The sequence below is a fragment of the Stenotrophomonas sp. STEN022 genome (assembly GCF_056760155.1).
Genome location: NZ_JBRREG010000161.1, coordinates 1 through 5,573 on the forward strand (window position 1 = coordinate 1; position 5,573 = coordinate 5,573).

Sequence of the window (5,573 nt, forward strand, 5' to 3'; positions counted from 1 at the left end):
CGCTCGGCTCGTCTGTCGGCTGCTATCCGCAGATATCATGTTGACGGTCCCTCCACCCTGGCTCCTACATACCGCGTAGGAGCCGGGAGGAACATACAAGCCATGCTCGGCCAGGGCATTACCGGTAAAGCCTCTGCCGAGCATGGCTCGGCACTACGCTTCTGTTCCAGCTATCCGGGCGGCTGAAACATTGCCGATTCCGGCAGCTCAGCCGCCGAACCCTGCCTCCATGACCTGTGGCCCAGCCCGCCGCGTTGGCCTGCTGCTACGCTTGCGCGGTTCTCTTTCACCGGTGCCGAATGATGCCCAAGCTGCTGCCCCTGTCCCTGCTGTTGTTGACCGCTTTCGGCAACGCCCATGCCGCGCCCACGCCGATCACCATCGAGCAGGCCATGGCCAACCCGGACTGGATCGGGCCGCCGGTGGAATCGGCCTGGTGGTCGTGGAACGGCCAGCAGGTCGAATACACGCTCAAGCGCCAGGGCAGCGCGGTACGTGACAGCTTCCGCCTGCCGGTGAGTGGTGGCGTTGGCCAGCAGGTCGCCGATGACCAGCGCGGCACCCTCGATGCGGCCGACCGCGTCTATGACGGCAGCCGCCAGCGCATGGCCTTCGTCCGCAACGGCGACGTGTTCGTGCGCGACCTGCGCAACGGCACGCTGACCCAGCTGACCCGCAGCAACGAGCGCGCCAGCGGCGTCAATTTCGCCAACGATGGCGGCGTGATCTGGGAAGTGGGCAACAACTGGTTCCACTGGAATCCGCGCAACAACGTCACCAGCCAGGTCGCCCAGCTGAAGGCCGACAAGAACCCGGCCGACGCGCCCAAGGCCGACGTGCTGCGCGACCAGCAGATGCGCACCCTGTCCACCCTGCGCACCGACCGTGCCCAGCGCGAGGAGCTGCGTGAGCAGGGCGAGCGTTGGCGCCAGGCCGATCCGACCCGTGCACCGGCACCAATCTTCCTCGGCGCCGCTGTCGAGATCGTCGACAGCGCACTGTCGCCCGATGCCCGCCACCTGATCGTGGTGACCAAGCCCAAGGGTTACGAGGAAGGCCGCGGCGGCAAGATGCCGCTGTACGTCACCGAGTCCGGCTACGAAGAAGCCGAGGACACCCGCACCCGCGTTGGCCGCAACAATCCCGAACCGCATGCGTTCTGGCTGGCCGATGCAGCCACCGGCAAGGTCGAAGCGCTGTCGCTGGACAACCTGCCCGGCATCGCCACCGATCCGCTGGCCGAGCTGCGCCGCAAGGCAGGCAAGGACGCGCAGAAGGGCAATCGTCCGCTGGAACTGATGAGCGACTTCATGGGCGGCGGCATCCGCTGGAATGCAGACGGCAGCCAGGCCGCACTGATGCTGCGCGCCAACGACAACAAGGACCGCTGGATCGCCACCACCAGCGCCACCAGCGCACGCCTGGAGAGTCGCCACCGGCTGACCGATGGCGGCTGGATCAACTGGGCCTTCAACGATTACGGTTGGATGCCGGACGGCCGCACCCTGTGGCTGTTGTCCGAGGAATCCGGCTATTCGCACCTGTACACGCAGAGTGGCAGCGCCAAACCCAAGGCCATCACCTCCGGCAACTGGGAAACCTCGGCGCCGGTGGTCAGCGCCGACGGCAACAGCTTCTACTTCGTCTGCAACCAGAAGTGGCCGGGCGATTACGAAGTCTGCAACGTCAACGCCAACGGCGGTGCCGTGCGTGAAGTGACCGCGCTCGACGGTGTGGAGGATTTCAGCCTGTCGCCGGATGGCCAGCAGCTGCTGGTCCGTTACTCCGCGCCCTACCTGCCTGCGCAGGTTGCGGTGCTGCCGGTCAGCGGCGGCGAAGCACTCAAGCTGACCGATACCCGCAGCGCCGAATTCAAGGCACGCGAGTGGGTGCAGCCGCAGATGGTGCAGGTGCCGTCCAAGCACGGCGCCGGCCATGTCTGGGCCAAGTACTACGGCCCGGACAAGCTCGAACCGGGCAAGCAATACCCGATCGCCATGTTCGTGCACGGCGCCGGCTACCTGCAGAACGTGCATGCACGTTATTCCAACTACTTCCGCGAGCAGATGTTCCACAACCTGCTGGTGCAGAAGGGTTACATCGTGCTGGACATGGACTACCGCGGCAGCGAAGGCTATGGCCGCAACTGGCGTACCGCCATCTACCGCAACATGGGCCATCCGGAGCTGGAGGATTACCTGGACGGCCTGGACTGGCTGGTTGAGACCAAGCAGGGCGACCGTGCCCGCGCCGGCATCTACGGCGGCTCGTATGGCGGCTTCATGACCTATATGGCGCTGTTCCGCTCGCCGGGCACGTTCAAGGCCGGTGCCGCGCTGCGCCCGGTCGGTGACTGGCACCAGTACAACCACGCCTACACCGCCAACATCCTCAACACCCCCGACATCGATCCGGAGGCTTACCGCATCTCCTCGCCGATCGAATATGCCGAAGGCCTGCAGGACAACCTGCTGATCGCGCACGGCATGATGGATGACAACGTGTTCTTCCAGGACTCGGTCAACATGACGCAGAAGCTGATCGAGCTGCACAAGGACAACTGGTCGATCGCGCCCTACCCGCTGGAACGCCACGGCTATACGCGTGCCGATTCCTGGCTGGATCAGTACAAGCGCATCCTCAAGCTGTTCGAGCAGGAGCTGAAGTAAGCATCAACAAGGGCGCCGCGAGGCGCCCTTGTTGTTTGTGGGTGAGGCTTGCCCCCGCCCTTGCGCAACGCGCAGGGGAGGGCTGGGGAGGGGTGCTCTTGATCTTGATCTTGATCCCGCTCCTGCCTACGTAGCACCCCACCACCACCCAAGCCTCCAGTACCATTCCCCTCACGGAGCCCTACCCGCTGGAAGCACATGTCCACCGCAGAAAACCCCATCCGCATCGTCACCGCCGTCATCCTCGATCCGCAGCAACGTGTGCTGGTCGTGCGCAAACACGGCTCGGATACCTTCATCCAGCCCGGCGGCAAGCGCGAGCCCGGTGAGGACGCATTGCAGACCCTGGCGCGCGAGCTGCACGAAGAGCTCGGTGTGCAGGTCGACGGCAGCAGTGCGGTAGCACTTGGCAGCTTCGAAGATATCGCGGTCAACGAACCCGGCCGCCGTGTGCAGGGCGAGTCCTTCCTGGTACGCATCACCGGCGTGCCGCAGGTGCGGGCCGAAATTGCCGAGCTGGCGTGGATACCGCTGCAGCCGCCGCATGGCGTGAAGCTGGCACCGCTGAGCGCCCTGCACGTTCTGCCTGCGGCGTGTGCCGCGCTGCTCTCCTCAGAGAAAGCCGACTGAACCCTGCAACGACCCACCAACACATCCGTAGCGGACCATCGTGAACCCACCCCAGCTCCCACCAATCCCGGCCGCGCCCTCCGCAGCTGCGTCTTTCATCGCCGTCACCGCCAAACTGTCATTGCTGATGTCTGCCGTGGCCGTCGCCTGGAGCCTGCTGCAACTGCTGGTTGTGGCACTGATGGGCCGCATGGACATCATCGCTGCGATGCAGAACGAAGGATTGCCGGTGCCGGCTGGAGTGATCTGGCTCGGTGAACACGCCATCTCGCTGAGCGTATTGGGCCTGCTGCTGTCGATCGCGTTCCTCGCGGTGTCATGGGCTTTGCTCAGGCACCGCGAATGGGGCCGGATCGGCTTCATCGTCTTCCTGGTGCTGGTGGCCCTGGCCAACTTCGCCTTCCTGCCGCTGATCCACGGCATGTTCGAGAGCATGCAGGCGATGGTGCCTGCCGACTACCTCAATTCTCCACAAGGTCTGGAGATGCGTGTGCAACTGCGTGTCGGCCTGTGGACCTCGCTGATCACCGGCGGCGTTACCGCCTTGGCACTGGCCGTGCTGCATGCGTGGTTGGTGATCAAGCTGCGTCGCCCCGACGTTCGCGCCCTGTTTCGTTGAGTCCCCCGGAGTTTGCATGTCCCTCCCACGTTACCTCTCCGCCCTCGCCGGCGGCTTGCTCGCGCTGAGCGCGCTGCCGGCCGCTGCTGCCACCCTGAGCTGTGGCAGCTATACCGCAGAAGAGGGCTCGGCCCGCTTCGTGGTTGAAAGCAGCAGCCAGGCGTCGATGCGCTATGAAGGCCTGGCGCCGACGCAGTACGTGATCCGCCAGCAGGGCAATACCCTGCATGCCGCCGACGTATCCAATGGCTTCAGCACCGAGTACAGCCTCAGCCGCGACGGCAAGCGCATCACCGGCAGCCTCGGCGACTACGTGCTTGATTCAAGCAGCAGCTGCAAAACCGCAGCTACGCCCGCCGCGAACAGCTGCCGTGCCGATATCGACAGCTGCATCGAGAACGCCAGCTCGGCGACGCCGCAGCAGCTGCGCCAGTGGTGCCAGGAAGACCTGCCCTTCGCCTGCGAACGCCTGCTGTCCAGCTACCGCGATGAGGCCCAGGCCGCGCAACAGGCGGCAACGCCAGACCCGGATCTGGAAGAGCCTGCGGTCTGCAAGGAAGGCAACCCGCAGTACAACGAAGCGGCCTGCCTGGCCGCAGCCAAGGAAGTGCTGGGTATCGCCATGGCCAAGGCGCTGGCCGGCGCCTTGAGCAGCAACACCGCGGTCCTCGCCGAGCCACGCTTGAACGAACTGCTGCAGCTGTGCCGCAGCCATCCGGACGCTGGCTTCTGCAGCGAGGTCGCCGATGCACATTGGGATGCCGGGCGCTACCTGCCCGCGCGCGAAGCACTGCAGCTGGCCTGCAAGGCCGGTGCCGACGAGATGACCTGCAAGCGTGCAAAAAGCCTGGCTGCACTGAGCGCCACCGACCTTGATGTCGGCCCCGCCAGCAGCCTGCCCTGCGGCGACTACAAGGCCAGCACCGGACTGATGGATGAGCTCGGTTTCGGCAACGATGGCCTGGTCACGATGGGCATGGGCAGCGAACTGCGCGCACGCCTGCAGGATGGCGCCGTCCATATCCGCCACGACAAGGGCGGCGACTTCGTGCTCAAGCCACTGCGCAACGGCGGCCTGCTCGGCATCGACAGCTGGAACCGCTATGCCGTCTACCAACGCACTGGCGGCAACAATCAGTGCAGCGCGCCCAAGGTATTCGTCGAACTGCCGCTGCCGCAGGATTGCCCGCTTGGCAGTGACCCGCAGGCCTGCTGCGACAGCGGCAAGCTGCAGGGCTGCAATACCCTCGGCCACCGCCATGCGCTGGCCGGCGACTGGCAGGCCGCTGCGCCGGCATACCAGAAACTGTGCCAGGCCGGTGTGCGCGTTGGCTGTGAGAACCTGCGCGGCGTCTACGAGAACACCGGCGACGAAGACATCCCCGGCAAGCTGCTGTCCATCTGCAAGCGCGACGGCAAGGGCACCCATGTGGCCTGCGATGTCTACGAGACCACCAACTGGGCAATGGCCGGCCTTGGCGCGCAGCTGATGCGTGCCGCCGAAGACCTCGACAACGAAGAAGACGCCGACGCACCGGCAACACCCAGCAAGGGCAAATCGCTGCGCAAGTAAGGCAGGAGGCGCGGGGCCCGGGCCGCGCGGCGGCGGAACAAACACCCAACAACAAAAATTACCCGCGGGCGCCGACAAAGAA

4 protein-coding genes are annotated in these 5,573 nt (G+C 65.4%); all 4 read left to right on the forward strand.

Annotated elements, in window-relative coordinates; all coding sequences use genetic code 11:
- Positions 1 to 302: 302 nt before the first annotated feature.
- Positions 303 to 2,669 carry a S9 family peptidase gene (locus ACVOMF_RS20335; protein WP_481510882.1) on the forward strand — a complete coding sequence of 789 codons (2,367 nt, stop codon included), beginning with the start codon at positions 303 to 305 and terminating at the stop codon, positions 2,667 to 2,669.
- A gap of 198 nt (positions 2,670 to 2,867) precedes the next feature.
- Positions 2,868 to 3,299 carry an NUDIX hydrolase gene (locus ACVOMF_RS20340; protein ID WP_481510883.1) on the forward strand — a complete coding sequence of 144 codons (432 nt, stop codon included), beginning with the start codon at positions 2,868 to 2,870 and terminating at the stop codon, positions 3,297 to 3,299.
- A gap of 40 nt (positions 3,300 to 3,339) precedes the next feature.
- Positions 3,340 to 3,918 carry a hypothetical protein gene (locus ACVOMF_RS20345; protein ID WP_481510884.1) on the forward strand — a complete coding sequence of 193 codons (579 nt, stop codon included), beginning with the start codon at positions 3,340 to 3,342 and terminating at the stop codon, positions 3,916 to 3,918.
- Positions 3,919 to 3,934: 16 nt separating this feature from the next.
- Positions 3,935 to 5,491, forward strand: a complete 1,557-nt coding sequence (locus tag ACVOMF_RS20350) for a hypothetical protein (protein WP_481510885.1) — start codon at positions 3,935 to 3,937, stop codon at positions 5,489 to 5,491.
- The last annotated feature ends 82 nt before the right edge of the window (positions 5,492 to 5,573 follow it).